The 25,400-nt window shown below is 45.3% G+C and carries 23 protein-coding genes and 1 tRNA gene; 10 read left to right on the forward strand and 14 right to left on the reverse strand.

What is annotated here, in order from left to right; genetic code table 11:
• Positions 1-48 precede the first annotated feature (48 nt).
• From HRI96_RS02965 to HRI96_RS02980, 4 genes are all read left to right on the forward strand, one after another.
• The gene (locus tag HRI96_RS02965; protein ID WP_210118043.1) at positions 49-1,146 is read left to right on the forward strand and encodes an ABC transporter substrate-binding protein; all 1,098 of its coding nucleotides are present in this window, start codon (positions 49-51) and stop codon (positions 1,144-1,146) included.
• A gap of 117 nt (positions 1,147-1,263) precedes the next feature.
• Positions 1,264-2,364 (forward strand): ABC transporter substrate-binding protein, encoded by a 1,101-nt coding sequence (locus tag HRI96_RS02970; RefSeq protein WP_210118044.1) that lies wholly within the window; start codon positions 1,264-1,266, stop codon positions 2,362-2,364.
• 1 nt (position 2,365) lies between these two features.
• The gene (locus HRI96_RS02975) at positions 2,366-3,376 is read left to right on the forward strand and encodes a FecCD family ABC transporter permease (protein WP_210118045.1); all 1,011 of its coding nucleotides are present in this window, start codon (positions 2,366-2,368) and stop codon (positions 3,374-3,376) included.
• Entirely contained in the window at positions 3,373-4,161 is a 789-nt protein-coding gene (locus tag HRI96_RS02980; protein WP_210118046.1) for an ABC transporter ATP-binding protein, read from the forward strand. The genes HRI96_RS02975 and HRI96_RS02980 overlap by 4 nt, the downstream gene beginning before the upstream one ends.
• Before the next feature lie 109 nt (positions 4,162-4,270).
• Here the strand turns inward: HRI96_RS02980 and uvrB are convergent, their stop codons facing one another.
• The 4 genes from uvrB to radC all read right to left on the reverse strand — a co-directional run bounded on the left by uvrB (position 4,271) and on the right by radC (position 8,662).
• A complete protein-coding gene (uvrB, locus tag HRI96_RS02985; protein ID WP_210118047.1) occupies positions 4,271-6,268 on the reverse strand; it encodes an excinuclease ABC subunit UvrB in 1,998 nt (665 codons plus the stop codon).
• Positions 6,269-6,288: 20 nt separating this feature from the next.
• Positions 6,289-7,554 carry a S1C family serine protease gene (locus tag HRI96_RS02990; protein WP_210118048.1) on the reverse strand — a complete coding sequence of 422 codons (1,266 nt, stop codon included), beginning with the start codon at positions 7,552-7,554 and terminating at the stop codon, positions 6,289-6,291.
• A gap of 80 nt (positions 7,555-7,634) precedes the next feature.
• On the reverse strand, positions 7,635-7,991 hold the full coding sequence (locus tag HRI96_RS02995; RefSeq protein ID WP_210118049.1) for a PEGA domain-containing protein: 357 nt from the start codon (positions 7,989-7,991) through the stop codon (positions 7,635-7,637).
• Positions 7,992-8,014: 23 nt separating this feature from the next.
• The gene (gene radC / locus HRI96_RS03000) at positions 8,015-8,662 is read right to left on the reverse strand and encodes a RadC family protein (RefSeq protein ID WP_210118050.1); all 648 of its coding nucleotides are present in this window, start codon (positions 8,660-8,662) and stop codon (positions 8,015-8,017) included.
• A gap of 91 nt (positions 8,663-8,753) precedes the next feature.
• On the opposite strand from radC, the gene HRI96_RS03005 reads away from it, so the two are divergent.
• Positions 8,754-9,383 (forward strand): glucosaminidase domain-containing protein, encoded by a 630-nt coding sequence (locus HRI96_RS03005; RefSeq protein ID WP_430741169.1) that lies wholly within the window; start codon positions 8,754-8,756, stop codon positions 9,381-9,383.
• Between the two features lie 23 nt (positions 9,384-9,406).
• Here HRI96_RS03005 and HRI96_RS03010 read toward each other — a convergent pair whose 3' ends face one another.
• The 5 genes from HRI96_RS03010 to cysS all read right to left on the reverse strand — a co-directional run bounded on the left by HRI96_RS03010 (position 9,407) and on the right by cysS (position 15,050).
• The gene (locus tag HRI96_RS03010; RefSeq protein ID WP_210118052.1) at positions 9,407-10,177 is read right to left on the reverse strand and encodes an amino acid kinase family protein; all 771 of its coding nucleotides are present in this window, start codon (positions 10,175-10,177) and stop codon (positions 9,407-9,409) included.
• A gap of 112 nt (positions 10,178-10,289) precedes the next feature.
• The gene (locus tag HRI96_RS03015) at positions 10,290-11,984 is read right to left on the reverse strand and encodes a transglutaminase domain-containing protein (RefSeq protein ID WP_210118053.1); all 1,695 of its coding nucleotides are present in this window, start codon (positions 11,982-11,984) and stop codon (positions 10,290-10,292) included.
• A gap of 4 nt (positions 11,985-11,988) precedes the next feature.
• A complete protein-coding gene (locus tag HRI96_RS03020; RefSeq protein WP_210118054.1) occupies positions 11,989-12,774 on the reverse strand; it encodes an anti-sigma factor family protein in 786 nt (261 codons plus the stop codon).
• Positions 12,758-13,312, reverse strand: coding sequence for an RNA polymerase sigma factor (locus HRI96_RS03025; RefSeq protein WP_210118604.1), 555 nt, complete (start codon positions 13,310-13,312; stop codon positions 12,758-12,760). Before HRI96_RS03025 ends, HRI96_RS03020 begins: the two co-directional genes overlap by 17 nt.
• A gap of 175 nt (positions 13,313-13,487) precedes the next feature.
• Complete coding sequence (gene cysS / locus HRI96_RS03030) at positions 13,488-15,050, reverse strand: cysteine--tRNA ligase (protein WP_210118055.1); 1,563 nt, start codon at positions 15,048-15,050, stop codon at positions 13,488-13,490.
• 75 nt (positions 15,051-15,125) lie between these two features.
• Between cysS and murB the strand changes: the two genes are divergently transcribed.
• The 4 genes from murB to HRI96_RS03050 all read left to right on the forward strand — a co-directional run bounded on the left by murB (position 15,126) and on the right by HRI96_RS03050 (position 18,422).
• The gene (murB, locus tag HRI96_RS03035; protein ID WP_210118056.1) at positions 15,126-16,133 is read left to right on the forward strand and encodes a UDP-N-acetylmuramate dehydrogenase; all 1,008 of its coding nucleotides are present in this window, start codon (positions 15,126-15,128) and stop codon (positions 16,131-16,133) included.
• Positions 16,134-16,224: 91 nt separating this feature from the next.
• Complete coding sequence (locus HRI96_RS03040; protein ID WP_210118057.1) at positions 16,225-17,406, forward strand: Crp/Fnr family transcriptional regulator; 1,182 nt, start codon at positions 16,225-16,227, stop codon at positions 17,404-17,406.
• A complete protein-coding gene (locus HRI96_RS03045) occupies positions 17,375-17,959 on the forward strand; it encodes a hypothetical protein (RefSeq protein WP_256729283.1) in 585 nt (194 codons plus the stop codon). The genes HRI96_RS03040 and HRI96_RS03045 overlap by 32 nt, the downstream gene beginning before the upstream one ends.
• Positions 17,946-18,422, forward strand: coding sequence for a DUF192 domain-containing protein (locus HRI96_RS03050; protein ID WP_256729284.1), 477 nt, complete (start codon positions 17,946-17,948; stop codon positions 18,420-18,422). The genes HRI96_RS03045 and HRI96_RS03050 overlap by 14 nt, the downstream gene beginning before the upstream one ends.
• Before the next feature lie 35 nt (positions 18,423-18,457).
• Here HRI96_RS03050 and HRI96_RS03055 read toward each other — a convergent pair whose 3' ends face one another.
• From HRI96_RS03055 to creD, 5 genes are all read right to left on the reverse strand, one after another.
• Positions 18,458-19,609 carry a tetratricopeptide repeat protein gene (locus tag HRI96_RS03055; RefSeq protein ID WP_210118058.1) on the reverse strand — a complete coding sequence of 384 codons (1,152 nt, stop codon included), beginning with the start codon at positions 19,607-19,609 and terminating at the stop codon, positions 18,458-18,460.
• Between the two features lie 86 nt (positions 19,610-19,695).
• Positions 19,696-20,829: a PilZN3 domain-containing protein gene (locus HRI96_RS03060; RefSeq protein WP_346267173.1), complete on the reverse strand. Its 1,134-nt coding sequence runs from the start codon at positions 20,827-20,829 to the stop codon at positions 19,696-19,698.
• 158 nt (positions 20,830-20,987) lie between these two features.
• Complete coding sequence (gene rpsU, locus HRI96_RS03065; RefSeq protein WP_210118060.1) at positions 20,988-21,197, reverse strand: 30S ribosomal protein S21; 210 nt, start codon at positions 21,195-21,197, stop codon at positions 20,988-20,990.
• Positions 21,198-21,318: 121 nt separating this feature from the next.
• Entirely contained in the window at positions 21,319-23,415 is a 2,097-nt protein-coding gene (locus HRI96_RS03070; protein WP_210118061.1) for a methyl-accepting chemotaxis protein, read from the reverse strand.
• Between the two features lie 294 nt (positions 23,416-23,709).
• Positions 23,710-25,035, reverse strand: coding sequence for a cell envelope integrity protein CreD (gene creD, locus HRI96_RS03075; protein WP_210118062.1), 1,326 nt, complete (start codon positions 25,033-25,035; stop codon positions 23,710-23,712).
• 231 nt (positions 25,036-25,266) lie between these two features.
• Here creD and HRI96_RS03080 point away from each other — a divergent pair.
• Positions 25,267-25,340 (forward strand) — tRNA-Arg (locus HRI96_RS03080).
• Positions 25,341-25,400 lie beyond the last annotated feature (60 nt).

Below are 25,400 nucleotides of genomic sequence, written 5' to 3' on the forward strand. Positions count from 1 at the left end.
GGTATCTGCGGCTCATGAGCCGACCCGAAAGTTTTATAGGAGTTCATAATGAAAAAATCATTATTCCGTATTTTGGCAGTATTTTTACTTGTGACGGCCTTAGGGTGTTCAAAAAAAGAAAAAACTGCTCAGGAAACAACGCGCACCGTTGTTGATCATAATGGAGACACCATCGTGCTTCCGGCAAAGATTGAAAGAGTTGTTATCGCAAGCCTTATTCCGCTTCCTTCAGTCTATTGTCTTTACCGCGGCGGAACGCAAAACCTTGTGGGAATTCCGCCCGCTTCAATGTCAGCCGCCGTTAATTCGCAGCTTGTAAAAATTTATCCCGAAATTGCAAAAATGGACACAAGCTTTGTTCAAAACGGGAGCGTAAACATCGAACAGCTTATGAGCTTAAAGCCGGATGTTATTTTGTTTTCGGCGACAAACGCAAAGGAACGCGAGATGTTCAAAACCTCGGGAATCCCTGCGGTAGGTTTTTCTTTCGCTCAGTTTGATTTTGACGCGATTGCGATCTATGAAAGCTGGATAAAACTTTTAGGCGAAATTTTCGGCGACACCGGCCGCGCGGATAAAATGCTTGCCTATAGCCACTCGGTTGAAAAGTTTGTAAAAGAGCGTGTTGAAAAAATCCCCGAAGATAAAAAGCCCCGCTGTCTGGTGTTTTACGCCTGCGACGACAGGGGAATGAGAGTTTCCGGTTCAAAGATGTTCGGACAGTATTGGATTGAGACCGTTGGAGGAATAAACGCCGCGTCGGAGTTGAAGGGAACGGCCTCCGTCAATATGGAACAGATTTATGATTGGAATCCCGACAAGGTGTTTCTCAATAATTTCTGCGCAAGTCTGCCTGAAGATCTTTACAACAACGCTTTTAAAAACCAGGACTGGAGTTCCGTAAAAGCCGTGCAGACAAGGCAGGTCTATAAATATCCTTTGGGAATGTACCGCTGGTGCCCGCCGGGACCGGATATTCCTTTAAGTTTGCTTTGGTGTGCAAAGCAAATTCAGCCGGAAGTGTTTTCCGATGTAGATATGGATAAAGAGATAAAGACTTATTTCAAGAATATGTACGGCGTCGAGTTGTCCGATAAGGATCTGTCGGAAATTTACAATCCTCCGCGCGAAGCTGCGATTTACTGACAGACGCAGCCTCGTTAAGCGGCGCCGTTGGAAACTTGCGCCCGTGCGTTCGTTGCGCGGCGCCTTTTAACTGCGAGTTTTCTTTCGAAAGCTAATTTATTTTTTAAGGAAGAAATAATGAAAAAAATATTGTTGAGTATTATCGCCGCGACTTTCGTCTTTACGGCGCTCGGATGCACGAAAAAAAGCGGAGCGGCTTCGGAACCTGCAACAAGGACTATAGTCGATCAGAACGGAGACTCTATTACGATCCCTTCAAAAATCGAACGTGTCGTCATAACGTCCCTTTGGCCGCTGCCTTCAATTTACTGCTTGTACCGCGGAGGAATTACGAATCTTGTAGGTATGCATCCGGGATCAATGGCCGCCGCAAAAAATTCATATTTGGCCGCAGTCTACCCGGACGTTTTAAATATCAGCACGAAATTTGTGGAAAATAACGTAGTCAACATCGAACAGCTTATGAGCTTAAAGCCCGATGTGATTCTTTTTTCCGCAACGAACACTAAAGAAAAAGAAATGTTTCAGGCTGCGGGACTTCCCGCGATAGGCTTTGCCACTAACATTGCCGGTTGGAACACTATTGAAACTTATGCGAGCTGGATTCAATTGCTCGGTGAAATTTTCGGAGACACCGGCCGCTCTACAAAGATAATAGAATACGGTCGTAAAATCGAAGAGATGGTAAAATCCCGAAACGATTCCGTTTCGGATGCGGAACGTCCGAAAACGCTCATATTGTTCAGGTACGATCAGTCTGGCATTGCGACTTCCGGTTCCACTCATTTCGGGCAGTACTGGATCACTACGGCCGGCGGTAAAAATGTCGCGCAGGATATCAAAGGCGTTCCTTCGATAAACATGGAACAGATTTATCAATGGAATCCCGATATTATTGTGCTTACGAATTTTACCGCATATCTGCCTGAAGATTTATACGACAACAAGATCAAAGGATACGACTGGAGTACGGTCAACGCCGTAAAAAATCATAAGGTGTACAAATTCCCTCTGGGAATGTACCGCTGGTATCCGCCGTCCTCGGATTCCCCTCTTTCTTTGCTCTGGCTTTCTACAAAACTTCAAAGCGAAAGATTCGCCGATATCGATATGGATAAAACGATCAAAGATTATTTTAAAAATCTTTACGGTGTGACGCTCACCGACGAAGACGTAAATACAATCTATAATCCGCCGAGAGAAGCGGCTGTCTATTAATATGACTAACAGGTTATGTAAAAATACGCTTTATACGGTGTTAAGCGTTTTGCCCTTTGTTCTGGCGCTGTTTTGTTTGGGCATAGGGCGCTTTAAGCTTTCCATCCCCGAAACGCTTGAAACTTTGTCTCAGGCGTTTACCGGGAACGTTACAAACCAGATGGCGTATTCCGTCATCTGGAGAATCCGCGTGCCCAGGATTATTCTTTCCCTTCTTGTAGGCGCAGGATTGTCGGTTTCGGGAGCGGCGTTTCAGGGGCTGTTTTCAAACCCGCTTGCTACGCCCGACACGATCGGGGTTGCAAGCGGCGCGTCGTTCGGCGCCGTGCTTGGCCTTTTATTTGACGGAAATTTGATAATAGTCCAGCTCATGGCGCTGGTATTCGGGCTTCTGACATGCCTTCTTACTTATCTTATAAGCCGGTCGAGGGGAAAAACTTCGATCATTATGATCGTTTTGTCGGGAATGATAATTTCCGCGATGTGTCAGGCTTTGGTGTCCTTGCTTAAATATGTTGCCGACCCTCAGGAAAAACTTCCTACGATTACATATTGGCTTATGGGAAGCCTTGCCAGCGCTTCGTACAGGGCGTTGATCCTCGGCGCACCGTTTATACTGTTCGGCTGCATGGTTATTTTTTTTCTGCGCTGGAGGATAAACATTCTTTCGCTGCAGGAGGACGAAGTAAAATCCATGGGGATAAATATCAACCTGATGCGCATGATCGTCATTGTAGCGTCTTCTATGATCACGGCTTCTTGTATTTCAATGTGCGGTCAAGTAGGGTGGGTAGGACTTTTGGTTCCGCATATTTCCCGCATGATCGGGGGCAGCAACAATAAGACCGTAATTCCTTTGAGCATCGCGATAGGAGCTTCTTTTATGCTTGTGATCGATACTTTTGCGCGCAGCATGACTGCGGCTGAAATTCCTGTTTCGATTTTAACTTCCGTTATCGGAGCGCCGATCTTTATTATGCTTTTAAGAAAGACGGGAGGGATAAAAGAATGATATTTTCCGTAGAAAACGGATTTTTCAGTTACGGAAATACGACCGTGCTAAGCGATATTTCTTTTGCGATCGAAAGTCCTGAAATCCTTTGCGTGCTGGGTTCCAACGGAGTGGGGAAAACCACTTTGCTCAAATGCATGATGGGAATACAAAAGTGGAACAGGGGAAAGACTCTTATCGACGGAAAAAGATTGGAACAGATTCCCACTAAAAAACTGTGGCAGAAGATCGCGTATGTGCCTCAAGCCAAAAATTCGATGTTCGCATACACCGCGCTGGACATGATACTTATGGGAAGGAGCGCCCATTTAGGCGTTTTTGCCCAGCCTTCGGCAAAAGATTACGAAATTGCGCTCAAATCTATGACTGAAGTCGGCATTTTACATTTAAAAGACAAGCTTTGTACTCAGATAAGCGGCGGAGAGCTTCAGATGGTGCTTATCGCCCGCGCTCTTACTACAAATCCCCAACTGCTGATCCTTGACGAGCCGGAATCCAACCTTGATTTTAAGAATCAGCTTATCATACTCGATACTATAAAAAAAATGTCTTCCGAGCGCGGCATAAGCGCTATAGTGAACACACATTATCCTGCGCACGCTCTGCAGATCGCCGATAAGGCTCTCATTCTTAATAAAGACGGAACTCACGAATTCGGCGGATGCGGTTCCACGATAACGGAAGATTCTCTTCGTAAGTCGTTTTCCGTCAATGTAGCTATCACAGGCTTTGAAAGGGACGAACGAGAATACAGGACTGTAGTTCCTCTGAGCATTGTGAATTAGAAAAAGTTTTGACTCGGGGGCTTTGCCTTGCCGCATCGCGCCGCGCCGGTTGAATCATGCGCTTTAACGCTTCGGCCGTGGCTTTAGAATGGCTGCAGGGCTTTTACGGCTATTTTCCGTATTGCGCTTCTATGTCCCTTATGCTGTCTCTCACTTCTGCCGCCTTTTCATATTCCATATTGTCTGCATATTCTTCCATCTGCTTACGGAGAGCTTTTAAAAGTTTTCTGCGCTGCGCAGGTACGAAAAGATTTGCCGATTTTTTTAACACCGAAAGTTCTATTTCAACTTCTTCTTTTGCGTCGCTTTCTTGTCTTACAAGGATATCTTCTACGGCTTTTTTTATTGTTTGGGGCGTAATGTTGTGTTCCGAATTGTAGGCTTGCTGAACGGAGCGGCGGTATTTGGTTTCGTCGACGGCTTCTTTCATGGCATCGCTCATCCTGTCGGCGTACATGACTACCTTGCCTTCGGCGTTGCGCGCGGCGCGCCCTATTATCTGTATGAGACTTGTGGCGCTTCGCAAAAAGCCGATCTTGTCCGCATCGAGAATAGCTATAAAGGTAACTTCAGGCAAGTCTATTCCTTCGCGCAACAGGTTTATTCCTATGAGAACGTCAAATTCTCCGGCGCGAAGTCCTTTTAGAATTTCAACGCGCTCAAAGGTTTCCACTTCGCTGTGTATGTATTTTACTTTGAGGCCCAACCCTGTAAGATAATCCGTCAAATCTTCCGCCATCTTTTTTGTGAGCGTTAAAACAAGAGAACGTTCTTTTTTTGCAATGCGTAATTTTATTTCTCTGTAAATATCTTCCATTTGCCCTTCGCTTGGACGGACATCTATTTCAGGGTCTAAAAGGCCTGTGGGGCGGATGAGCTGCTCCACCACTTGAGAGCTTTGTTCTATTTCCTGCTTACGGGGAGTCGCCGTAACATAGATCACTTGATTGAGTTTTTTACTGAATTCTTCAAATTTCAGCGGACGGTTGTCGAGCGCGCTCGGCAGTCTAAAACCGAAATCTATGAGGTTCTGCTTTCGGCTTCTGTCTCCTTCATACATTGCGCCCAGCTGCGGAACCGAAACATGGGCTTCGTCTATGATGCATAAAAAATCATCGGGAAAGTAATGGAGCAGCGTGGCCGGCGGCTGCCCTTTTTTTCGGTCTGCAATCGGCGCCGAATAATTTTCTATGCCCGGACAGTAGCCCATTTCTTTCATCATCTCTATATCATACGTGGTGCGGGTTTTAAGCCTCTCGGCTTCGAGCAGCTTGCCCTGTATTTTAAAGCGCTCTACGGATTCTTCCATCTCTTCCCGTATTCTTTCCGTAGCTTTTAAAAGCATTTCATGAGGAACTACAAAGTGTTTTGCCGGATAAAAAACGGTTTCATCCAAATTTTCTCTGGTTTGTCCCGATATTGCGTTAAAACGCGAGATCTTTGCGACCTGCTCCCAATCCAATTCTATCCTGTAGGCTTCGTCGGTTTCCATGTACGCCGGATAAACTTCTATCACGTCGCCGCGGATCCTGAAATTGCCGCGCTCCAAGACGGCGTCGTTCCTTGAATATTGAAGCGAAATCAGTTCACGCGCAAAATTGTGAATGTCGAGGGTTTGGCCTTTTTCGATGTGAATTCGCATTTCCTTGTAAAGATCAGGCATGCCCAAACCGTATATGCAAGAAACCGTGGCGACTACTACGACGTCGCGCCGCTCCATAAGGCTGTATGTGGCCGAAAGTCTTAAGCGGTCGATTTCTTCGTTTATCGCCGCGTCTTTTTCAATGTACAGATCTCTGGCGGGAACATAGGCTTCAGGCTGATAGTAGTCGTAATATGAAACAAAGTATTCTACGGCGTTATCGGGGAAAAATCCTTTGAATTCGCGGTAAAGCTGCGCCGAAAGCGTTTTATTGTGACTGATTACCAGCGTAGGGCGCTGGACTTTTTCGATTATCTTTGCCATCGTAAAAGTTTTGCCGCTTCCCGTAACGCCTTTTAATGTCTGATAGCGCTCTCCGCGTAAAAAACCTTCGGCCAATTTTTGAATCGCTTGAGGCTGGTCGCCGGAAGGTTCGTAGGGAGCTTCAACACGGAATTTCCGCATGTTCCTGCCTGCCTTGCGTTCTAGTTTGCGGTTTTTTCCGCAAGTTTTATTCGTAAATTCATGTTTTTTCTGTTTCTGCGGACGGTGACGTTTACGGTGTCGCCGGGGCGTTTGCTTTCCAGCACTGAATAATAATCGGCTATGGTTGCAACGCTTATATCGTCGATAGAAGTGATTATGTCTCCGCCGAGATAGATTACGCTTCTTGTGCCGTAGCGGACGGCTTCTGTTCCGCCCCTCATGCCCGCAGCGTCTGCGTTTCCGCCTTTAGCGACTTCAGATACCAAGATTCCTCTTGCCGTGTCAAGGTTTGCGTAACGCGCGATTGAAGAATTAAGCTGCACCATTGAAGCCTGTATGACGCCTCTGTTTACCTTGCCGCTTTGTATGAGCTCGTAAGCTACCCGCCGCGCCGTTTCTGACGGAACCGCAAAGCCGACGCCGGCGGAATTTCCCGACGACGAATAGATGATGGTGTTTATGCCGACCATGCGCCCCGCCGTGTCGAGCAAGGGGCCGCCGGAATTTCCGGGATTTATCGCGGTGTCGGTTTGGATCATGTCTCGAATGATCGTATTGTTTGAATTTTTTATCGGGCGGCCTAATCCTGAAACTATTCCCGTAGTCATGGTCCTTTCCAAGCCGAACGGGTTTCCTATCGCGATCACTTTTTGACCGACTTTGAGCGTCTTTGAGTCGCCGAACGGAATAGTCTTTAGCACCGTTCCCGGCGGCGGCGTAAAACGGAGGACGGCGATGTCGCTTTCAGGATCCTGTCCTACGACGGAGCCTTCATATTGAGTTCCGTCGGAAAGTGAAATGTAAATCTTTGTGGCGTTTTCTATCACATGAACGTTTGTGATCACATAGCCCCTTTCGTCGATGATCGATCCTGAGCCTGAGCCGCCTTCCTGGACAACCGGTTCTAAAAACCAGTTAATTCCCGTAACTTGAGTGTTTATGTTTACTACAGCTTCGTTGCATTTTTCGTAGACAAAAATATTTTGGAGCTCTTCCTGCGTATAGCTTGCCGCATTTGAAATTACGGGAACCGCGTCTGAGGAATTTTCGTGAACAGAGGAAGTTTCGCGGGAAGCGGAAAGTTTTACCGAACCGACGCTTTTATCGTTTTGTTCTTCCTGATTAATTTCAGAGTTCTGATTTTTGTTGTTACGGGCTTCGGATAAAAATGATTCGCTTTTCTGCGCTATATAGGAAAAAGAAAACGCGACAACGGCTCCGAATGCCGCCGCTAATATGATATGACGACGCGTATATAACTTCATAAAAAAAATATAATGATTTAAACGCCGTAAGGCAAGACCGCATTTTCCGGCATTCCTGTGTCTCTAAGAGGCGGTATCCGTCACGGGGCGGGATCTTGAGCGGAAGGCAGTTCCACATAATAGTTTTGCAGCAATCCGCGCTTTACTTCTATCCGATATATTTGTTTTTTTTCCGACTTGTCTTTAGAGTTCGTGCTGACGGACATAATGTAGTCTCCGGTAACAAGACCTTTCACCGTTAAAGGCGTTTGTCCCATAAAATTGTCATTTAAAAATACTTGGACGTTCTTTTTGTTGGAACGGATTACGATAATCGAAATTTCATCGTCTACGGCGGATTTTGATTCCGGTTCAAGTGTAACCGGTTCTCCGCTGCAGTAAAAATTTGCGGCGCATACAAGAAGCAATATAACGGTTATATGTTTGAACGGCTTCATAAAAAAATTATAACGGCGTTGTTTTATTTGATCAATAATTTATGTTCGGCAAAACTGTAGTAAAGGTCTCCTCCGAGTATTATGTGATCCAAAAGCGTTATGCCTAAGAGCTTTGTTCCTTCCAGCAATGCCTTTGTCGATTCAATATCTTCGGCAGAAGGTTCCGGGTTCCCTGAAGGATGATTATGGCTCAGTATGATAGCGGCCGCATTTTCTACAATGGCCGAAGAAAAAATTTCTCTTGGGTGTATGAGAGTTTTATTTAACGTGCCTACGGACGTCACGTGTATTTTTATTATTTCGTGCGCGCCGTTTAACGTAATGCATAGAAAATGCTCTTTTTGTTCAAGCGCGTAATGTTTTATAAACGGAATAATATCGGACGGCTGTTTTATCACGGCTTTTAAATGCCTTGTCTTTCTTCTTCCGAGTTCTATTGCCGCCGCAAGGGCCAGAGCGCGTCCCGTTCCTACGCCTTTAATCTTTAAAAGCTCAGGCACAAGGTCGGGATAATTTATTGTGTTTAGCATGGAAGCGATTTTTTCTGAAAGCTCGTCGACGGGAATGCCCCTGGTGCCGCTTCCAAGCAAGAGCATGATCAATTCCTTATCGCTGGGATAATCGAATCCCTTTTTTAAAACAAGTTCACGTATATTAGGTTTTAATCCCATGCTTTTATAATTGCAGCGAATATAAAAATCGGAAAAACCGCATGTTTGGGTTCAACGGCAGGATTAAAAAGCCGATACATAAACTATGAAAATACACAAGCTTATTTTTGCAGTACAGTTTATATGCTTAGGTTTATTTTTTTCCTGCCGCACTACGGTTTCCATAGACGGCTTTGAAAGATTGCCTTCCTCGCACAAAAATCGGCATTTCCCTCAGAAAGAAATTTCCCGCTCGATTGCGGGGCGCGGCATAAAATCCGCCGAACAGCTTACTGAATTCTTTATGGCCAACAGACCAGACGGCGACCGAAATCAAGTTAAAAGGCTTGCGAAGTATTATATAGACGAAGGACTTACCGAAGGCATTAATTCCGACGTAGCCTTTGTTCAAATGTGCCTTGAAACAGGTTTTTTGCGTTTCGGAAACCTTGTTACGGCCGACATGCACAATTATTGCGGCTTAGGCGCCATTGACGCGGCCCGCCCCGGAGAGCGTTTTTCTACGGAACAGCTGGGAGTCCGCGCTCACATACAGCATTTGCATGCGTACGGAACTCCTTCGGACGTACGCCTTGTAAATCCTCTCATCGATAACAGGTATAAATGGGTGAACCCGAGGGGCAAGGCTTTGAGCGTTTTTGAACTTTCGGGAACATGGGCTTCGGATCCTCTATACGGTTTAAAACTCAACGAACTTCTCACAAGGCTTTCAGGCTATTAAAGCAATCCTGCCGGGAGTGACTTTTATCCTTTGATCCGCGTTCCTGTGAATTCTTTACCGTCAAGAATATTTTTAATGTTTTCGATATTTTTGCCGGAAGCGCATATCACTGTCAGCCCCAAGGATTGAGCCTTTTTGCTTGCGATCGGATCAAAAGGCGTGTTTTTGCCGGGGGTCCATTCATCTCCCACCATTTTGCAAAAGTCCTTCCACGTTATAAGGTCGATGGGGCGCGCGTCGGGATTTGTTTTAGGATCGTCCGTATAGACTTTTTCTATGTTTGAAAGGTTTATGACCGTATCTGCATTAAAACGCTCCGCAAGCAAAACTGCGTCGTTGTCCGTCGAAAATCCGGGTTTCCAGCCTGCCGCTACAAGTATGCGCCCTTTAAATTCGTCGACCGACAAAGGATTGTATACTACTTCCTGAGCGCAAAGATGTCCTACGCAGGCTTTTAAAAGCTGGGCGTTAAGGCGGGTCGCCATAATGCCGATCCAGTCGGCTTCGCTGCCGCACTCGTTACTCTTCGGATCGTTTTTGCCCGTTTTGTCTTTTCCGGAATTGTCGGAATTTTTGCCGGCTGAGGAAACTGAAGAATCCGAAATTATTTCCAAGTAGGCCTTTTGATAGGCTCTTGCAGGGCCTCCGCCTCCTACAACCAAGATCAGGCGGCGATCTTGGTCTTCTTCCATCCATGATCTTATCATCGCTGTAAAGCGCCTTATAAATTCCACGTCCGGTTTTTCGGGAGCCACTATTGAACCGCCCACCGATAAGATCTTTGTTACGGCCATAAGACCTCCTGTTTTTTCTATAATAAAATAAAAGTCGTTAAAAATAAATGCCGGCCGGTCTTATGTGTCAATCTTAAAAACACCGCTCGGGCGGACAAAAACTGCGGCCGCATCAATAAAGGCCTAAAACTACGGGAACGTTCCAAAAAGAGCTGTAACTGTCGGTTCCCGAGGTGGCTTCTTCCCAAATATTTTGCAGCGCATACGAGCGGGGACGGTAAACTATCTTGTTGTTTACCATGTAAGGTTTAAGTATTTCCCAGTCAGTGGAAAAAACAATGTGCTGAGGATCGAGATTCCCGAAGTAATATTCTTTTTTATTTTCAACGGGATGGAATGCTTCATATTCCATTCCCGCTCCCAAGCCGGGATCCGCCGGAAACCAGCCGAAATTTTCAATATAAAATTCGCTCCACCAATGGCTCCTGGTTTTCAGCCGTGCGTCTACAAGAATTCCGCTCATCATTTTTGCAGGAACGCCGAGGGAACGCAGCATCGCCGTAAACAATACCGTAAGGTCGTAAGCGTCCGCCTGTTTTTGCTGAAGAACCGTTTCAAGCGAAAACTCTTGGGAAGAGGCTACGCCCGTAAGGGTAAAATTTTCTATGAGATAGTCGTATACGAGGCGCGCCTGCACGTAAGGATTGGATTCTTTTTTTACGGCGGAAAGGCACAATTCTTTTACCGCGTCGGAATCCGAAGGAATGTACGGATTTGCTTTTATATTCCCCGTGTATAAGGGACGATCTTTGTCGCTGAACGGGCGGACTTGATCCTTGTTTATGTCGCAGGAAATTTCATACACTTGTACCATGAAATTCTGCGTAAATTGTTTTTTATTGTCCTTTAATTCTCTGAATTCCACCTGATGAATGACGGTGTTGCGGTAATTATCCAAAAGCGGCTGAGGGGTGCATTCGGTCATTTCAACCGCAGGCTGAGACGACAGTACGTTAGGGCGCGGAATATGCAGCGTCAGAGAGCTGTTGGAAGCCGCCTTTACATTTGAAATGTCGGCGCTTACCTGAACCAGGTATGTTCTGCCGTTTGAAAAAGTTTTTTTGCCGCGGTTTGCTATCGTTATAGGCTGCGGATGCGACAGACCTTCGGGAGTTTTTACGGTCACGTTGCCGCTGACCGCCCCGTCGGGAACCCTTACGCTTATTTCGGTATCGCTCCAAAATTCATAGTCATAGTCGTCCTGATTTGCGGGAAGCATGTCTGCTGTATTCAGCGAAAGATTTGAGTCGGAAGGCAAAGACGAACTTCTGGATGTTTTAAAAAAAACGCATGAATCGCCGCGTATGTTGCCGAAATTCGCACCTGTAATGGAAATCTTTTGTCCCGTTGCGGCCGTGCCGTGCGACAGTCCAATGATCACAGGAATTTTTGAAATTTGATCCGATCGTACCGTAACAGGAACGGTAGTCTCGTTCGTAAATACTCCGGGGTTCGATCTTTTCCCCGAAACATCCACAATCACAAGACCTTCCTGCACGTTTGACGGAAGAACGAGTTTTATTTCGTCGTCCGCCCAAGAAAGATAACTGCTTGCCGTAAGACGCTCTCCGCCTATTTCAACAAAGCCTGCGTTCCGAGTTGAGCCGAAGTGGTCGCCCTTTAAAACAAGCACGTCTCCGGGGGAGCCCATCGACGGATTTACGGATTTAAGAAGCGGTTCAGAAACGAAATGCATGTTTATGATTGCCGCCGAACCGAAAACTATTGCTACTAAAAGCAGCCATATCAAGGTACGGAAAAGAGGATATTTTCTGAATGCGTATGAAAATATGCTTAGCGGTTCCACGGTATCAGTTTAAAGGTTTTGCCGGAGCGTCCGACGTGATCGGGATATTTATCGCACTCGGGATCGTTATGCTTATTCGGATAGTATCCTGTCCTTCAAATTCCGGCTTAAAAATATCTACGGCGGCCAAGGCTTTGCTCATCTTTTGTACTTGCTTTTGCGGAGCATTTGAGGCTATATCGTATTGCACAAATGAAGACGGCGCCGCCGATACTGGTATGGAAGCCGCCCCGGCCGGCGAGGGCAGAAGATCCTGCATTGAAGCGACGGACACCTGAGCGGTGTTTTCCAATCCCGGGTTTTTATTTTGGAATAAACTAGCAAGAGCTTCCCGAGATATATTACCGCTTATCACTATGTTGTTTTCGGATATCGGGGAAGGATTTGCTTGAGATACTAGGGGCGTGAGCTCGCTTTCACTGTGAAAGGATGCGTTTTTTTGAGTTCTCAAAGGAATTGTAACTGCAAGGACTGCAGCCGCCGCGGCTGCCGTGAGCATCGGTTTTACGGGTGCGAATTTAAAAATACTTTTTTTATCCGCATAGGAAACCGTTTTATGAAAGGCAAGGCGGGACTTGAGTTTTTCATAGCTTTGACGTTTTAAAGTTTCGTCAAGGTATAAAGAAGCGGAATCTTTTTGAAAAAGATCCCTCAAATTTTTCATACGCTCAAATACTTTACGGCATTTTTCACAGGACTGAATATGTTCCATATATTCTTTTACATACGCGGGCGGCAGCTCGTTATCAAGATATATGGAGTGAATGTCTTTTTCAGGACAAGTAAACATTGTCTTCCTCCAGAAATGTGAGCAATTTTTCGCGGGCGCGGAATACGCGGACTTTTACGTTTCCTTCCGTAATACCGAGCACCTTGCCGATTTCTTTATAATTTAAGCCTGCATATTCATGCAGTACAAGTACTTCTTTTAAATGCTTGGGAAGTTTGTTTAGAGCTTCCCGCGCCGTATTCATGGTTTCGGCTTTAAGCAAGTCCGTTTCGCCTGAAGGCGTTGTGCGGCGGTCTTCGTATAAAGCCTTTTCGTAAGCCTTTTTTTCCCTTTGCTTGCGCTTTATATAGTTGAGAGATGCATTTTTTACTACCCGTATGAGCCAATATTTTGCATCGTTTATGGACGGAAAAACGAGCCCTTTTTCATTGGCCTTTATAAGCGAGTCGTGCGCCAAGTCTTCGGCGGCTTCTTCATCGTTTACTATACGGTACGAAACCTTATACAGTATCTGCATGGTACCGTCATAGATTGTTTTAAAATCATCCGGATGAGATGCGTTTAACGAGCCGGCCGTTTCTTTTTGTTTTTCCGTCATATCAGTAAACACAAAAACTCCCAAAAGTTACAAAGATCCCGAATTTTTTAGGATCAGCAAGCGGTATTTCAGATCTCAGACCCTCTCCGTCCGGTTTTAGGGATCGCCCTTTGCCGCAGACGTCCTGCACCGGTCTTGGATACAGCTGGATAGCGTTATCTTAAAGCGCCTGGATTCAACCGCGCTTCCAGACGGATCCGTCGGGCGTATCGACAATGATAATTCCCTTTTCCGCAAGATCGTTACGAATTTTATCGGCTTTTGCAAAATCTTTTGCCTTTTTTGCGGCCGTGCGTTCCTTTACAAGAGCTTCTATTTCCTCGGCCTGCATGCCGGAAACAGTATCGCCTTCGTTGACGGAAGACGATGAAATATTCAATTTTTTCGCTTCTTCTTCAAGATTGAGGGCGAGCACTTTGTCCATTTCGCGCACAAGATAAACAGTTTCTTCGGCGGAAAGTGCTTGATCTTTTACGGCCGTCTGCAATTCCCTCAGAGCCTGCGGCGTAGAAAGATCGTTTTCAAGAGCCGCTTTGAAGGCCGCCAAGTAATTTTTTGCTTTTTCACCGATAGCGGGAACAAAAGCGCCGCCGCTGCCCGATGAAGTTTCGCCGCTTATCGCTTTGCCGCCGGAAACACATTCTTGCAAGGCTTTGCCCGCTTGGTTTTTACCGTCATCTGAAGGGAGCGCGTTTAAGACTTTTGCGATCCGCTGCACGAGCGACTTTCTGGCCTTTTTAGCTCCGTCCATCGCTTCCCAGCTGAAATATATTTGCTTTCTGTAGTGAGTGCCCAGCAAAAAAAACCTGTAGTCGAGCGCTTCATAACCTTTATCCAAAAGCGACTGCAGCGTCAGAAAATTTCCTGCGGACTTGGACATTTTTCCCGCTTCTTTATCGCCCTTTGCTCCGGAAATAACTAAAAACTCATTGTGCAGCCAGTAATTCACCCATTTATGCCCGGTTGCGCCTTCCGACTGCGCAATTTCATTGGTGTGATGTATGGGAATGTGATCTATTCCTCCAGTATGAATGTCAAAATGTTCTCCCAGATACTTCATGCTCATTGCCGAACATTCAATGTGCCAGCCGGGGTATCCGCGCCCCCAAGGACTGTCCCAACACAGAGCCTGGTTTTCAAATTTGGACTTTGTAAACCAGAGGACAAAGTCATACGGGCTGCGTTTGTTTTCGTCAACGGCAATGCGGGCTCCGGCCTTTAAGTCCGAAAGGTTTAAACCCGAAAGCTTTCCGTAATCTTTATAAGTTGAAACGTCAAAGTAAAGGTTCCCGCCGGACATGTATGTGTGTCCGTTCGCTTCTATGCGCTTTATCAGTTCAATCATGTCTTGGACGTGTTCGGTAGCCTTGCATACGACGTCGGGGCGGCGTATGTTTAAGCTGTCCAAATCGTTGAAAAAAGCTTGGGTGTAAAATTTTGCGACATCAAGGACGCTTTCGTGGCGTTCCCTTGCGCTTTTAAGCATCTTATCTTCACCTGCGTCTCCGTCTCCCGTTAAATGCCCTATGTCGGTTATGTTCATTACATGTTTGATTTTGTATCCCAAGAATGAAAGAGTGCGGTCAAGGATGTCGATAAATACATATGCCCTTAAGTTACCGATGTGCGCATAGTTATAGACTGTAGGGCCGCAGCCGTAAAATCCCGCAAAACCCGGTTTAATGGGAACAAAATCTTCTAATTTCCGACCCATTGTATTGAATAAACGTAGACCCATAAAATTCTCCGGCGGTAAATACGGCGTTAAAAACGGCTTTTATAAAAGCTGCATTTCCTTTATAGTATAGGAATTATGTATAATCTACGGGAAATAGCCGAAAAATGCAATACGGATAAAATTTTTAAAGGCCGCATTCTTTTTGATGAAAAGATTGCTCCCCGCACTTCTTTTAAAATAGGAGGAGCCGCTCCCATTCTTTTTGAACCGTCGGACACGGATTCGCTTCTTTATATAATTTCCCTATTGAAAAAAAACTCTGCGCCGTATTTTGTTTTGGGCGGCGGAACGAATCTCGTAGTTTCGGATCAGGGGTTCGATACGGCGGTTATCGCAACTTGCGCCCTTAACGGCGTTAAAATGGAAGAATCTTGTTTTCAAAATTCCCGCAGTCCGCAAAATTTGCAGGATGCGCAAAGATCGAAAGATGATTTTGTTTCGGTAAAAGCTCTTGCCGGAACGCCCGTAAAGTGCATAGTCGATTTTTGCACGGAAAATGCCATTTCGGGCTTTGAACCTTTTGCGGGGCTTCCGGGATCCATAGGAGGAGCCGTTTACATGAACGCCGCGTGTTTCGGCATTTCGATAAGCGACGTTTTTATTTCCGCGGAATATATTGAAGACTTCGCCTGCGCGGATCCCGCCGCCGGGGAATATGGATTTGACAAATCGGATTGGGGGTATAAAAAGTCCCCGTTTACCGATACTTCGCGCATAATTACCTCTGTAAGTTTGCGTTTAACAAAAAAAATGCAGGATGAAAGTAAAGCCATAAAAGAAAGATGCGCTGCCTTCGTTCGAGAGCGCGTAAAAAAAGGACATTTCAAATATCCTTCCGCCGGAAGCGTTTTTAAAAACGACCGCGCAGTAGGGATTCCTTCAGGAAAGATTATCGAAGAAGCCGGGCTTAAGGGGTTTTCAATAGGCGGCGCGCAGATCGCTCCGTGGCACGGCAATATAATAATAAATAAAAATAAGGCGACTCAGGCGGACGTAAAAGCGCTTGTAGACTATATAAAAGCTAAAATTTTCGAGGAAAAGGGTATAAAACTTGAGACGGAAGTCATATTTTGCGGAAAATAGAAAAAACTTATACATCCCGTGCTTTAATACGCCGATAATAAAATTGACAAGTTTAAAACATCTTTTTATACTTAAAACTGAGTGGTAAAAATTGTTGCAATTAGCGTTTGTTAATTTCAGAAAAGGTTCGTATCTCGTTGTTGAAGGCAAGGCTGAAAGCGACCGCTTCTATATTATTCAGAGCGGTCACGTAAAGTGCTGGTCTTCAAATATGACCGCAAGCGCCTCAAATCAGCTCTTAGGCCCGGGCGATTTCGTCGGAGTTATTCCCTGCATGTCCGGACATTCCCAGATCGAAAATGTCATTGCACTCACTGATGTAGCGGCCATTTCAGTACGGCGCGATCAATATCCCGAACTCATTGCGCGCAACACGCCCGTCGCCATGAAAATCATAAGGACGTTTGCCAACAATATGCGCGAGATGAACGAGCGGCTGACCCAGCTTACTTTAAAAGATAGTGTTATCGGCAGTCCTGAACAGATATTCGACGTTGCGTCTTATTACGAAAAAATGAATAAGCCCAGCATCGCAATATACGCCTATTATCAATATTTAAAAGCCTGTCCCGACGGAATTAACGCCGCAAAGGCAAAAGAGCGTTTTATAGTGCTTAAACCAAAATCGCGGGCGGTTTATTTTGAATCCACTCCCGATCTTATGCGCCTTTATCCCAAAGATACGATGATTTTTTCAGAGTGCCAGCGCGGAGCAGAAATGTTCATAATTCAGGACGGCAAGGTAAAAATAACTAAGGTTGTAAAAGGCGAAGAAGTTACGCTTGCGGTTTTAAAAAAAGGCGATATGTTCGGCGAAATGGCCATGCTTGAAAACAAACCGCGCTCGGCGAGCGCCGTCGCTGACGAAGAATGCCGCCTGATGACGGTGAACCGGCATAACTTTGACCAAATGGTTGCTACGCAGTCACAGCTCATAGCTCGCTTAACGACTACGCTTGCCGAACGTCTGTGGTCTATGTGCCGTCAGCTTGCAAACGCTCAAATTTCCGATCCGTTGTACAAACTCCTCGACATGCTTGCCTTGCAGGTGGAAAAGGCGAAGATCAGTTTAAAAGCCAATACCTCCTACGTTACAGATTTAACCTTACACGACTTGGCCAATATGTGCGGAATACCTCAGGAAGAGCAGGCGTCGTGCCTGTACAAGCTGCAGATCGACCCTCATATAAAGATGCAGGGAATGAAAATCACAATTCCCGATTGCCTTGAACTTATCAAAAATGTTTCGTTCTATCGCCGCCAAAAACGCTGAGTTTACGATGTTAAAGCGGCGGCTCTGTCTTGTTTTATTTTTCCTTACGTTCCGTATCGCTCTTTTAGCGGGGCAAGATCTTCCTTCTGGTTATGCAAAGATTCGCTTGGGAATGTCTGTGGAAGAAGTAAAAAAGCTTTTAAGAGAAAATCCCGCATTCGGTTATCACGGGGACCGCGACGTATCGCTTTTGCCCGGAGAAAACCGCGTGCTCATAGAAACCGACGCGTTTGCAGGCCATGTGGATTCTTTTCTTGACAGATGCTGGTTCCAGTTTTATGAAGACAAACTCTATATCATCATCATAAATTTAAACCGCGCAAAAATCGATCATTACAGTGTGTTTACCGCGCTTTGTAAAAAATACGGCGATCCTTCGAATCTCAACCCCGAACGGTCCTTGTGGGAAAATGATAAAATTTCAATGTCTCTTGAAAGGCCTCTTTCGCTGAAATACGTGGACAAAGCCGTGTTTGAAAAATTAAGCGGCAAATCCAGAATAGAACAGACCGTTCCCGAATTGACTCAGGAATGGTTCCTTGACAGCTTGTGATATGAAAAACCTTTTTAAAGCCGTGTTTTCGGTTTTTGCCTGCCTGATTTTTCTTTCCTGTTCCCGCACAAAACTCGAAGTAAAAACTTTTACGCTTACGGCCATAGGCGCGGAAGAAGGCAAGAAGATTCCGGTTAAGGCGGAGATTGCCGATACCTTTGCCGCCCGTAATTACGGTTTTATGAACCGCAAGAATATCCCTGACGGCACCGGTATGTTGTTTGTTTTTGAAAACGATCAAATTTTAAGGTTTTGGATGAAAAATACGCCTTCGGCGCTTTCGATTGCGTACATTGATTCTTCCGGCCGCATAAGAAATATTTTTGACATGGAACCGTTCAGCCTTGACGGAATTTCAAGCACCGTTTCAGTGCGATACGCTTTGGAAGTTCCCCGCGGCTGGTTTACAAAAACGGGAATAGGGATCGGAAGCACTATAGACCTGTCGCCCCTGTACGATTGACAGAATTCCTAGAGCCGAACACAAGCGCTTGTTTTTTAGAGATTTTCCAGTTTGGCCAATTCGGCAAGGGCGATCTTGTCGCCCGGAGAGAATTCAAGCACAGCAGAAAAATATTTTTGCGCTACTCCCGGGTTCCCCGTTTTTAAAGCTAAAAAGCCTAGGTTTGACATGATCTTTATGTTTTCAGGATCGAGCGTGAGCGCGTTTTCAAGACATTTTTGCGCTTCGGTGTAGTTTTTTTCTTCGATATAGCAGACGGCCAATTCATTGTATGTGTCGGCGTTTGAGCCGCCGCCGTCGCATTCCATAGACTTTAAGAAGGCTTGCTTTGCATCTTCGTAGCGTTCAAGACGGCGCAGCGCCCATCCCAGCATGAACCATGCGTTCCATGTGTGAGGATTCTTTTGTAAAAATTCGCGAATTTTATCGAGAGCCTTTTCTTCTTCGCCGTTTTTAATTAACTCATATGCGGCGATAAATTTTTCATCATCCGTGTTGCGGTTTTTAATATCGTCGAGAATCTCTTGGGAACGTTTCTTTTTGTAAATGCCGTTTTCGCCCAAATCGTTGTCGGGAATGTCGCAGGTAAGGGCAAGATAGGTTTCAAAGCAGCCTTTGGCGTCGAGGAACGCTTGTTTTTTCATATAAAAAAAACCGGCGTTAAAAAATCCGTCCGGCACAGGCGGTTCGGCTTCCATTACGGCCTTATAAAAAGCTTCGGCTTCGCAATCGCATGCGTCGGCGTCCTCATTCAATCCCAAACGCCGGTATGCGTCGGCTCTTTGATCAAGAAATAGCGCGTAATTCAATTTTATGCTTATATCGTCCGGATCAAGTCCGCGCAGCGCGCAGAAAATTTCATCCGCCAAATCGAAGTCTTCGTTTTTCGTTTTTATTATAGCCGCTTCGGATAACTGCGTTTTAATTTCGGGCCTTATACGCATGATAAGCGAGCGGTAATAGTCGGAGTGTTTGTTTTGCCTGTCGTACGCCAGTACCGTTAAAATTCCTGAAAGGATCTGCTCTTCGGACAGCTCTTTTATATTAAAATCCGAAGAAAGGTCGGAATCTTTTTTTTGCACCGGAAGAGGAATGCTCGCGTCGATTTTAAGCGAACCGCCGGAAAATTCGAAATTCTCCGGTAATTCAATATAATATATAGTGTTAAGCCGGTCGCTGAAGTTCATGAATTTTCCTTAAAGTCAAAATTCCGCCTGAAAACCGCTTGTTTGGAAACCGCACGGTAAAACAGGGCTCGTTATGCAAGACGGCGTTACGCTTGAGGCGCGGACGGTTCCTGCTGATCGGACATAGGATCCGGCGCGGATGTAAAATCGGTTTCCGACGATGACGCTTCGCTCTCGGGTTGTTCGGTTTGTCCGGGCACTGAAGTTTGCCCGCCGGTCTGATCCGCTTCCGGTGCGGTTACCGTTTCGCCTGATGCGGGATTGGCCGCTGCCTCAGGATTCGCCGTTTGAGCCGCTTCGCTTGCCGCAGGTTTTGCAGCTTGGGCTGCCGCCGCTGCCTGTGCCGCTGCAGCTTCTTTTTGCACCTGTTCCGCTATCTGCTTTTGCTGCATGGCAAGCTGTTCCGCTGCGGAAAGGTGTTTTTTGTGAATCGATGAAAGATACGTATTTATGTGGAGCTTGTATGACGAGGGGATTTGCTTTTCGTCAAAACTGATGTTTGCAAATACTATGTCTTTTCTTCCTTCAATTCTTGTGGAATGAACTATGTGCCCCTTTATGATTACGGGCTTGGGCAGATCGTCGAACTGCAAACACAGAACCGTTTCCTTTTTTTCCAAAAATTGAGGTATTCCTACAAGAATTATCTTAGCTCCTGAAAACGACAAGTCTCTTATGATGCAGTGCCTCGGCACGGATTGAATGTATATTATGGATTCCACCTTTGAAAGGCCGAGTTTCCTTTTGCTGTCGTCGTTTATTACGATACGGTCTTCACGCCGGCGTACGGCGTTGGTGTTCGCTTCGAGCAGCTCTCCGATCTTGCCTATGAGATCGTCGGGCGGCCTTTGGGTATATGTGAGCGTCACGATCGCAAGCTCCTGAGAACCCATATATGCAGTCACGTTTGTTACGTGCGCGGTAACGAAGAAGCTCAGCGATTGGTTCCCCTGCTCAAGAAAATAGAACCTAAGACTTGTGGGCGGAGAATCGGGCTTTGTTATCTGTGCGTAGGCGCCGCCCTTTGTCCCCAGTATTATCCGCGCCATCATTAAAGAAGCGGAATTTATTATGCAAGGCCATTGAACTCCGTTGCATTTGACGTAGATTTGCCGAGGATCCACTCCTAAAGTGCGAAGAATATCTTTTGTAAATGTTACTTCTTTGTCTCTGTACTGATCGTAATATAAAGAAATTTTTTGACTAGTGACCACGCCCATATTCACAATAATAGTTTATTATAACTGCTTCGTCAATGTAGCTTTAGAGATAAAAAACGCACCGCAAGCTTTGGGCTTTATTCCCCCGCTGCGATGCGCTTTCAATTCTGCCGGTTTGTGTATACGGCCGCAGGATTTTTCCCGGCGAACCGGTAGAATCAATATGAAACTTTTTCGTGCGTTTTACGAGTTTTTTTCATCATCTTGCGCTGTAAAGCTTTGTTTTTTCTGTTCAGGATGGTGGACGGTTTTTCGTAATACTCACGTTTTTTGTATTCGCGGATTATACCTTCTTTTTCTACCATGCGTTTGAAACGCTTGATGGCTTTTTCAAGGTTTTCGCTGTCGTCAACGTAAATACTCGGCATTCTTTGTTCACCTCCTGTCTCCGGAAAAGCACCGTGAGATTTTATAATTATCTCACAAAACGGCTTTCGATGTCAAGAAAGCGCGATTTTGTATTTGTGTGTTTTGCAACTTCGGCAAATATTACACTTTGAATTTCTTTACTTCTTCCGCAAGGTTTTGAATGCTCGCCTTGTTTTTTTGAGTGATCTCGTTCACTTCCTGTACGGCATTGTTTATCTGAATGGCGCCTGCGGCCATCTCATTCATACTCTCCGTGATAACCCTTGTAAGACCGTCGAGTTTTTCCATCTCCCTGGCGACGCCTTCGCCTCCTTTAAGCATCTCTTCGGATCCGTCTTTTACTTCTATCGTTACGGTATTTATGTCTTTGATTGCGGCCAGCATTTCTTTACTGCCGTTCTCCTGCTCTTGCATGGCTTCCGTCAAGCGGTCGCTCATTGACTTTACCTGTTCGGTCAAGCTGAAAATGATGTTGAACTTTTCTTCTGCAGTTTTCGACGATGCCGAAAGATCTTCAATTTCACCTGAGAGCGTTTTAAGAGTGTTGGTTATGGTTTTACCCTGCTCGGCGGAATCTTCTGCAAGCTTTCTTATCTCGTCTGCGACGACGGCAAAGCCCTTGCCCGCTTCGCCTGCGTGAGCGGCTTCTATCGCAGCGTTCATCGCAAGCAAATTTGTCTGTGAGGCTATATGCTGAATAACCGCGCTCGCTTCAATTAAACTGCCGGATTCTTCGGCGATCTTTTGAGTTACACTGTTCGAGTTAACGATTGTGGTTTTGCCGTCGACCGTTGCGTCGGCGAGAGTTTTAATCACTCCGTCGGTTTTTTCAAGTGTCTGCCCTATGGACGCAATGTTGCCTACCATCTGTTCGATCGCCGAAGATGATTCTGCGACGCTCGCCGACTGGTTTTCGATGCTTGCGTTCAATTTATTTATCGTGTTAACGATTTCTTCGATCGTAGCGGCGGTTTCGGTGACGCTCGCCGCCTGTGTCAGGGCCTGCTGCTTAATGCTGTCTATGTTTGCGCTGATTTCGTGTACCGCGCTTGCAGTTTGGGACATATTGTTGGCAAGCTCGCTTCCGATTTCCTCCATAACGCTGCTGTTTTCGCCTACCGCTTTAATTGACGAGCCGATTTTAGCTATAGTCTGATTAAAGTATTCGGACAATTCGGTTACTTCGTCGTTACCCGTTATGGGAAGACGTACCGTAAGGTCGCCTTCGCCCTGTGCAATGTCTTTTAAAGCTTTGACGACGATTCTTACCGGCCTTACCATTTCGCGGGCAAGGAAGTAAACAATAATAAGGACGACGATCAATATGATCAGTCCCGTAAAGGTCATCGAGATGCTCAATTTGTTGACCGTGCCCATAAATTCGTCAACAGGCGCGTTTATGATAACCTTCCAATTTGTGGTTTTCATAGTAGCGTAAGAAGCGATTTTGCGTATGCCTTGGTATTCGTAAATGCCGACCGATGAATTATCGTTTTCGAATGCCCCTTTTTCAAATTCCGCCAAGGACGCAAGATCTTTATTGGTTTCCGATAGTTTTAATACATTTTCCATATTTTGTACTTTGTTAAAGTCTTTCATCGCAATGGTAGTTCCCGTAAGACCGAGAATGAAACAAAAACCCGTCTTACCCACAACGATGTCGGAAATAATATTTGAAAGAAGCTTTGCGTCGACGACACAGTTTATTACGCCGAGCATATTGTTGCTGTCATCATACAAAGGGACTGCAAGTATAATTGTAAATTTATTCAGAGACCTTGAAAGAAGCGGTTCCGAAACAAATCTTTTACCGGAAGAAGCGGCTTTAAACCAGTCCCGGTCGTGCACATCTACTACCTTACCGTCGTTGGTTGTACGTACGCCTGAAAGTCCGTATAGGTTAAGCTGTTCGATTTTTTCATTGATAGAAACCGCTTTTTGTAAATAATTTGCCTTTTCCCGATACGACACGTCAGGATCCTTTAAAACAGGTTCCCGCGCTATGTCTTCAAGAAGTTGAATAAAAATTGAAATACGCCCGTCGACAATTTTGGCCGTGTCGGATGCTTTGTCGATCAGGTGTTCCTCAATCTTTTCGGTAACGGCTTTTCGCGCCGAACGGACTGCGATCACGATTTCAACCGCTGAAGTTATAGCGATCAAAAGTCCAAAGATAACGATAAGTTTATAACGTATAGAAAATCGCTTTTTCGTCATTCTTCCTTCCTTAAATGCAGTATTTTTTTACGGTTGAAATAATAACCGTGTTTTGGCGGCGCCGTTCTAAACTTAACCGCTCATTGAAATACGGCATATTTTCAGCCTGCCCTGTGTAAAAGTCTCATACCGCTATGGGCGGTCTGAAACATAACGCAAGGTAGCCGTATGATATATCCGAAGTTAATTCGTTGTCAATTATCAAGGAAATTTTCCAAAAGCTGAACGGCGCGTTTCGGAAACGAGATGCTCAAGGCGGAGTTCCGGTTGCAAGCCGCTTCAAGCATATTTTTCTTAAAAAGGCTCGCCGCTTTTTTGATTTATTTCATACCAATCGATTTTTCTTGTTATGAACATCAAAAGAATAACTACGATGAACAAGCCTATGCTTCCGATTAACAGCGCGTAATCTTCCGCTTGCAGCGTTCCATATAGAAAAACATAGGAAACCATTTGTACGGCGCTTAGCAGGGCTCCCCATTTTATTTTTTTCAATATGGCGGAAGCGTACAGAAGAGTCGCCGCGCAGACGAAAATCGAACAGATCACGTAAGTTAAATCGAAAGAAATGTGTTCGGATATAGAAAGGAGCAGCAAATAAAAAATGACGTCGGCAAAGCCTATCAAACAATACTGAATCGGGTGCACTCTGATTTTTGAAAAAACTTCACATATAAGCAATGCGATAAACGGGATCACTAAAAACAGCAATGCGTATTTTACGCTCCGGGTTGTTTTTTTATAAGAATCGACGGGAATGATAAAAGAAACGTCTACCGTTTCTCCGTTAAACTCGTCTTCCGCTTGCCAGCTTTTCGGATAAACCGTGCTTAGCCCTGCTATATTCCACGAAGCGGAAAAACCGTCTTTGTTTAATACACGCTCTTTAGGAAGCCATCCGCCTGAAAAGCTGGGCGACGGCCAAGAAGAAACCATGTTTATGCGGTTGTCCGACGCTATAGGCTGAATTTTGATATTTTCGCCGCCCTGGAAATCTATCGTTCCGTATAAATTGATTTTTCCCGAAAAATCCACTCCCGAAAGATTATAATAAATGGAAGTTCTAAACGGAGAGACGGAATCATATTTTATCGGCGATATGGATAAGTCTTTTCCGTCCATGTTAAGTTTAGGCTGCGTCATCAGATTTTTAGAATTCGATAAGCCCAGTATCAAAATGCAGTCGTTTTGCACTATATCCTTTTGCGGAATATTAAAATATGAAAAATCAAATTGGCCGAAATCGGCTTTAAGCTTTATCTGTCCGTTAAACACGGGAACTTTAAAAATCCCTCTGGTTAAGTAATACGGGTTTACTGAAACATCAAGATCGTATGAGTCGGGCGCAAAGATGACGTATCTTATTTCAGTTTCGACGTGTTTGTTTCCGTTGGAATCGAAATTTTCAATATATGACTTATACGGAACGGCGATTACGATTCCTTGAATTTCGGCGTCTCCGCCGAGCGGTCTTGTTATGGATGAAATTGCTTCCCTTTGATAATCCTGTCTGTCATAGATTAAGTTTCTTATTAAATTCAGCGGAATTAAAAACAGTAAAACCAAAACAAAAATTAAAACGATTTTTATACTTGAATTTGAAAATTCTATTTTTTTCATTTCATCTCCTAGTTTTAGCGGCGGCCATTCAGGTTTTACCTCCGGCCGTTTAAGACGGCGCTTTTTATCATGTTACTTTTTCGGCACAAGGCCGCCGTTCATGCAGCTTAAACCGCATGGATAGTTTGTGTCAACGCAGCGGAAAATCGGCGCGCAGCGGAAAACGGCGCACAAAGACGCAGCGATCTACAGCTTGAAAAAGTAAGCGGATTGCTGTATATTTTTTATCACGGCCCTTTAGCTCAGCTGGATAGAGCACTTGCCTTCTAAGCAAGTTGTCGGCAGTTCGACTCTGCCATGGGTCAAAAACCCTCGATTTCGTTGATCCCGTTGTCCTTTAATCGATTGACAAATCCGGGGACTTT

It is taken from the genome of Treponema parvum, from assembly GCF_017893945.1.
Taxonomy (GTDB): Bacteria; Spirochaetota; Spirochaetia; order Treponematales; family Treponemataceae; genus Treponema_D; species Treponema_D parvum_A.

Excerpts from the sequence above, each read along its gene's own strand:
- HRI96_RS02965 (WP_210118043.1), top strand. The coding sequence starts at position 49 with ATGAAAAAATCATTATTCCGTATTTTGGCAGTATTTTTACTTGTGACG.
- HRI96_RS02970 (WP_210118044.1), top strand. The coding sequence starts at position 1,264 with ATGAAAAAAATATTGTTGAGTATTATCGCCGCGACTTTCGTCTTTACG.
- HRI96_RS02975 (WP_210118045.1), top strand. The coding sequence starts at position 2,366 with ATGACTAACAGGTTATGTAAAAATACGCTTTATACGGTGTTAAGCGTT.
- HRI96_RS02980 (WP_210118046.1), top strand. The coding sequence starts at position 3,373 with ATGATATTTTCCGTAGAAAACGGATTTTTCAGTTACGGAAATACGACC.
- uvrB (WP_210118047.1), bottom strand. The coding sequence starts at position 6,268 with ATGCGGAAATTCCGTGTTGAAGCTCCCTACGAACCTTCCGGCGACCAG.
- HRI96_RS02990 (WP_210118048.1), bottom strand. The coding sequence starts at position 7,554 with ATGAAGTTATATACGCGTCGTCATATCATATTAGCGGCGGCATTCGGA.
- HRI96_RS02995 (WP_210118049.1), bottom strand. The coding sequence starts at position 7,991 with ATGAAGCCGTTCAAACATATAACCGTTATATTGCTTCTTGTATGCGCC.
- radC (WP_210118050.1), bottom strand. The coding sequence starts at position 8,662 with ATGGGATTAAAACCTAATATACGTGAACTTGTTTTAAAAAAGGGATTC.
- HRI96_RS03010 (WP_210118052.1), bottom strand. The coding sequence starts at position 10,177 with ATGGCCGTAACAAAGATCTTATCGGTGGGCGGTTCAATAGTGGCTCCC.
- HRI96_RS03020 (WP_210118054.1), bottom strand. The coding sequence starts at position 12,774 with ATGTTTACTTGTCCTGAAAAAGACATTCACTCCATATATCTTGATAAC.
- HRI96_RS03025 (WP_210118604.1), bottom strand. The coding sequence starts at position 13,312 with ATGACGGAAAAACAAAAAGAAACGGCCGGCTCGTTAAACGCATCTCAT.
- cysS (WP_210118055.1), bottom strand. The coding sequence starts at position 15,050 with ATGGGTCTACGTTTATTCAATACAATGGGTCGGAAATTAGAAGATTTT.
- murB (WP_210118056.1), top strand. The coding sequence starts at position 15,126 with ATGTATAATCTACGGGAAATAGCCGAAAAATGCAATACGGATAAAATT.
- HRI96_RS03045 (WP_256729283.1), top strand. The coding sequence starts at position 17,375 with ATGTTTCGTTCTATCGCCGCCAAAAACGCTGAGTTTACGATGTTAAAG.
- HRI96_RS03055 (WP_210118058.1), bottom strand. The coding sequence starts at position 19,609 with ATGAACTTCAGCGACCGGCTTAACACTATATATTATATTGAATTACCG.
- HRI96_RS03060 (WP_346267173.1), bottom strand. The coding sequence starts at position 20,829 with ATGGGCGTGGTCACTAGTCAAAAAATTTCTTTATATTACGATCAGTAC.
- rpsU (WP_210118060.1), bottom strand. The coding sequence starts at position 21,197 with ATGCCGAGTATTTACGTTGACGACAGCGAAAACCTTGAAAAAGCCATC.
- HRI96_RS03070 (WP_210118061.1), bottom strand. The coding sequence starts at position 23,415 with ATGACGAAAAAGCGATTTTCTATACGTTATAAACTTATCGTTATCTTT.
- creD (WP_210118062.1), bottom strand. The coding sequence starts at position 25,035 with ATGAAAAAAATAGAATTTTCAAATTCAAGTATAAAAATCGTTTTAATT.